Annotated in this window: 4 protein-coding genes; 1 reads left to right on the top strand and 3 read right to left on the bottom strand. The window is 68.1% G+C overall.

Annotated elements, in window-relative coordinates:
- Positions 1-158: 158 nt before the first annotated feature.
- The 3 genes from Q0U08_RS18275 to epsC are packed head-to-tail and all read right to left on the bottom strand — an operon-like array spanning position 159 to position 2,112.
- The gene (locus Q0U08_RS18275) at positions 159-395 is read right to left on the bottom strand and encodes a hypothetical protein (RefSeq protein ID WP_298093107.1); all 237 of its coding nucleotides are present in this window, start codon (positions 393-395) and stop codon (positions 159-161) included.
- Complete coding sequence (locus Q0U08_RS18280) at positions 395-1,162, bottom strand: gamma-glutamyl-gamma-aminobutyrate hydrolase family protein (RefSeq protein ID WP_298093108.1); 768 nt, start codon at positions 1,160-1,162, stop codon at positions 395-397. Before Q0U08_RS18280 ends, Q0U08_RS18275 begins: the two co-directional genes overlap by 1 nt.
- On the bottom strand, positions 1,162-2,112 hold the full coding sequence (gene epsC / locus Q0U08_RS18285) for a serine O-acetyltransferase EpsC (RefSeq protein ID WP_298093110.1): 951 nt from the start codon (positions 2,110-2,112) through the stop codon (positions 1,162-1,164). Before epsC ends, Q0U08_RS18280 begins: the two co-directional genes overlap by 1 nt.
- A 169-nt stretch (positions 2,113-2,281) precedes the next feature.
- On the opposite strand from epsC, the gene Q0U08_RS18290 reads away from it, so the two are divergent.
- A complete protein-coding gene (locus Q0U08_RS18290; RefSeq protein WP_298093111.1) occupies positions 2,282-3,823 on the top strand; it encodes a tryptophan halogenase family protein in 1,542 nt (513 codons plus the stop codon).
- Positions 3,824-4,078: the final 255 nt, after the last annotated feature.

Consider the following 4,078-nt stretch of genomic DNA (forward strand, 5'->3'; position numbering starts at 1 on the left):
GCCAGTCGGCAGCGGGCCCCTTCCCTCTCCCCGAGGGGGAGAGGGTGTCAGTTGGCAAAAAAAGCCCGGCACGCTTGCGCGCCGGGCGGAGGTTACGCCTAGGGAGCATTCCAGGCGATGGGGGTGCCGCCGGAGAGAAGTGGCGGCGGAAGGGAAAATCAGAAGCCGTTGGCGAGCGCCGTGTTGCCGCCCGCCGCGGCAGAAAGATTGTCGTCGCCGGCGGACAGGTTCTCGGCCCCGAAATTGTCGATCGCGGTCAGGTTCTCGTCCACCGTCCCCTCGTCCGCATTCAGCGCGACGGTGTCGGCGGTGTTCTGCGTCGACTCCGAGCCGCCGCAGGCCGCCAGACCGATCGTCGCGACGGCCAGCGTCGCCAGGGTGAAAGCTTTCTTCATCAGGTCCTCCTTGTTGAAACGGGTACAGGCGCCGGGGCACCGCCGCGCAGCGCATCCCCGACCAGCGTGAAAAAGGCGCGACTGTTGGCGCAGCGATCGGCTTCCCATTCGGGGTGCCATTGCACCCCCAGCACCTCGGCGCCGCAGGGGCGGGCGGACACCGCCTCGATCAAGCCGTCATCGACGGCGCGTGCCTCGACCGTCAGGCCGCAGCCCAGCCGGTCGATGCCCTGCTGGTGAACCGAATTGACCGACAGGCGGCAGGTGCCGGTGGCGCGGGCCAGCCGGCCGCCGTCCGACAGTTGCACCTCGTGCCGGTGGCCGAACATGGCGGCATAGTCGCCGTCCCAGGGGCCGCGGAAATGCTCGGCGCTTCCCGCGCCGGTCAGCGTGCCGCCGAACAGTACGTTGATCTCTTGCAGGCCGCGGCAGATGCCGAAGACGGGCTTGCCGATCTCGATCATGCGGCCGGCCAGTGCGAGGGCGACGGCGTCGCGTTCGGGGTCGGTGGCGTGGCCGGGTGCGAGCGCGGTGCCGCCGTAGCGGGCGGGGGAGACGTGGCTGCGCGAGCCGGTGAGGAGCAGTCCGTCGAACAGCGCGGCGAGATGTCTCGCATCGGTGGCGTCGCTCATGGCGGGGACGAGGAGGACGGTGGCGTTCGCCAGGGTGGCGAGCGGCGTGACGAAGCGGCTGGCGACCGTCTGGACGGGGCGGCCGGCAACCTCGTTGCAGCACAGGACGCCGATGACGGGACGTGCGCCGGCCATCAGTCGACCGCCTCCGCCAGCGTTTCGCGCAAAGCGTCGCGTGCGCCGCGGTCCAGCCGCTCCGCCTCGGGCTGGGTCAGGATGGCGTCGGCCGGCACGTCGGACAGCAGCCAGACATTGCCGCCGATCGTCGCACCACGACCGATGGTGATGCGGCCGAGGATGGTGGCGCCGGCATAGATGACCACATCGTCCTCGACGATCGGATGCCGCGCGAGCCGGTCGCGGGGTGTGGCGCGCGCCGCGCCCAGCGGGCTGCGGGCACCGAGCGTAACATGCTGGTACAGGCGGACACCCCGGCCGACGATCGCGGTTTCGCCGATGACGACGCCGGTGCCGTGATCGATAAAGAAATGTTCGCCGATGGTGGCGCCGGGATGAATGTCGATCCCCGTCCGTTCATTGGCGAGTTCGGAGATCAGGCGGGCGACGATCGGCGCGCCCAATTCATACAGCGGATGCGCGATGCGGTGATGCAGGCTGGCGATGGCGCCGGGATAGCAGAGCAGGATTTCGTCCACGCTGCGCGCGGCAGGATCGCCCAGGAATGCGGCCTCGACATCGCTGTCGACCAGGCGGCGGACCTCGCCCAGGCCGGCGGCGAACAGGCGGGTGATGGTGGCGGCCTGATCGGGATCGAAGCGGGCGTGCGATTCGTGCTGCCAATAGGCAAGCTCGTTCTCCACCTCACGCTCAAGCTCGCCCAGTGCCGCGATCAGCTTGGCGGCGACGAAATGATCCTCTTCGGTAATGGCGCCGCGGAAACCGCCCAGCCGCCGGGGGTAGAGCGCGGCGGCGAGGAGTTCGACGACCCGTTCCACGCCGCCGCGGGCCGGAAAGCGGGCGGTGCTGGCGGGATGGCGGCCCCGCCAGTCGCGGCGGGCGGAGGACAGCGCGTCGACCGCATCGGACAGCGTCGAGCGGGCGGCCGCGGGGTTGGTCTGCGTCATCGAAGTCCTCCTTCCTCGTTGGCCAGCATATCCCACCATCTTGGTAGGGATAACAAGAAAAGCTATACCGGGGCAAAGCGGCGGCAGGGCGACTTGCGAGCCGCTCACTCACAGCATGCGATCGTTTGCGTTGGACTCAGATACCGCGTCATCGGCATAGGACGCCGAAATGAAGGGGGAGGCCGGGGACGTGCAGGCAGACGGGCAGGCGGGCGGCAGGGCGATACGCAGCATCCTGATCGTCGGTGGCGGCACCGCCGGCTGGATGACGGCCGCGGCATTGTCGCACGCGCTGCCGCGTGGCTGCACGATAACGCTGGTCGAGTCGGATGCGATCGGCACGGTCGGAGTGGGCGAGGCGACGATCCCGCCGATCCGGCTGTTCAACGACACGCTGGGCATCGACGAGGGCGAATTCCTGAAGGCGACGAACGGCAGCTACAAGCTGGGGATCGAGTTCGTCGGCTGGGGGCAGGAGGGGCATCGCTACTTCCATCCGTTCGGCACCTTCGGAAAGCCGTTCGATCTGCTGGGCGTGCATCAGCACTGGTTGCGCGCGCGCGCCGCGGGATCGACCATCCCGCTGGATGCGCTGTCGATGGCGTGGGGGGCGGCGGCGCGGAACCGCTTCGCGCCGCCGCTGGCCGATCCGCGCAGCGTGGGATCGACCTTCGACTATGCCTATCATTTCGATGCCGGGCTTTATGCCGGGTTCCTGCGCCGTTTTGCCGAGGCACGCGGCGTCGTGCGGGTCGAGGGGGAAGTGGGCGATGTCACGCTGGACGGCGAGAGCGGGCATGTTTCGCACGTCACGCTGACCGACGGGCGCCAGTTGGCCGCCGATCTGTTCGTGGATTGCAGCGGCTTTCGCGGGTTGCTGATCGCGGGGGCGCTGGGTGTCGGCTATGAGGAGTGGACCCGCTGGCTGCCCTGCGACCGGGCGGTGGCGGTGCCCAGTGCCAATGTCGGGCCGCTGACACCCTATACCCGCTCGACCGCGCGCGCGGCGGGGTGGCAATGGCGCATCCCGCTGCAACATCGCACCGGCAACGGCTATGTCTATTGCAGCCGCCATCTGTCGGATGACGAGGCGGCGGCGACGCTGCTCGCCAATCTGGACGGCGAGGCGCTGGGCGATCCGCGCTTCCTTCGCTTCACCACCGGGCGTCGGGCGGAATTCTGGCGGCGTAACGTGGTGGCGATCGGGCTGGCCAGCGGCTTCATGGAGCCGCTGGAATCGACCAGCATCCATCTGATCCAGGCCGGTATCGCCAAGCTGCTCGCCTATTTTCCCACGCGGAGCTTCGAGCCGGCCGGGATCGCCGAATATAACCGTGTCGCGGTGACGGAAAGCGAGCGCATCCGCGACTTCCTGATCCTGCATTATGTGCTGACCGAGCGCCGCGACTCCGACTTCTGGCGCGACTGTGCGGCGATGGACATTCCCGACACGCTGAAGCTGAAGATCGATCATTTCCGCGCGCATGGCCGCCTGGTCGCGCGCGAGATGGACCTGTTTGGTCCGGCAAGCTGGCTGGCGGTGCATATCGGGCAGGGCAACTGGCCGGCCGCGCTCGATCCCCTGATCGCCTATGCGGGTGAGCCGGCGGAGAGCGTGCGCTTTGTGGAGCGGCTGGCCGAGGCGATTGCGCGCGGCGCCGAAACCATGCCCGAGCACGCCGCCTTCATCACCCGGCGCATTTCCGGCTGAGCTGCCGACAAGATGCTGCTGTTGCGGCATTTCCGCAACAGTCACGCTAATCCTGCAATCCTTTGCATAATCTACTTTGCAAACGATTGCTGAACGAGTATCCGACGATCCTGTTTCGCCTGCCGACGAGAGAGCAGGGCCATGAGAGGAAGAGCTGTATGAGCAAGGTTGCGCTTCGTTGCTGTGCGTCGGGGATCGCGCTGTCCCTGGCGTGGACCATGCCCGTCATGGCCCAGACCGCCCCCGCCACCACCG

Source organism: uncultured Sphingomonas sp. (assembly GCF_946477935.1).
Lineage (GTDB): Bacteria > Pseudomonadota > Alphaproteobacteria > Sphingomonadales > Sphingomonadaceae > Sphingomonas.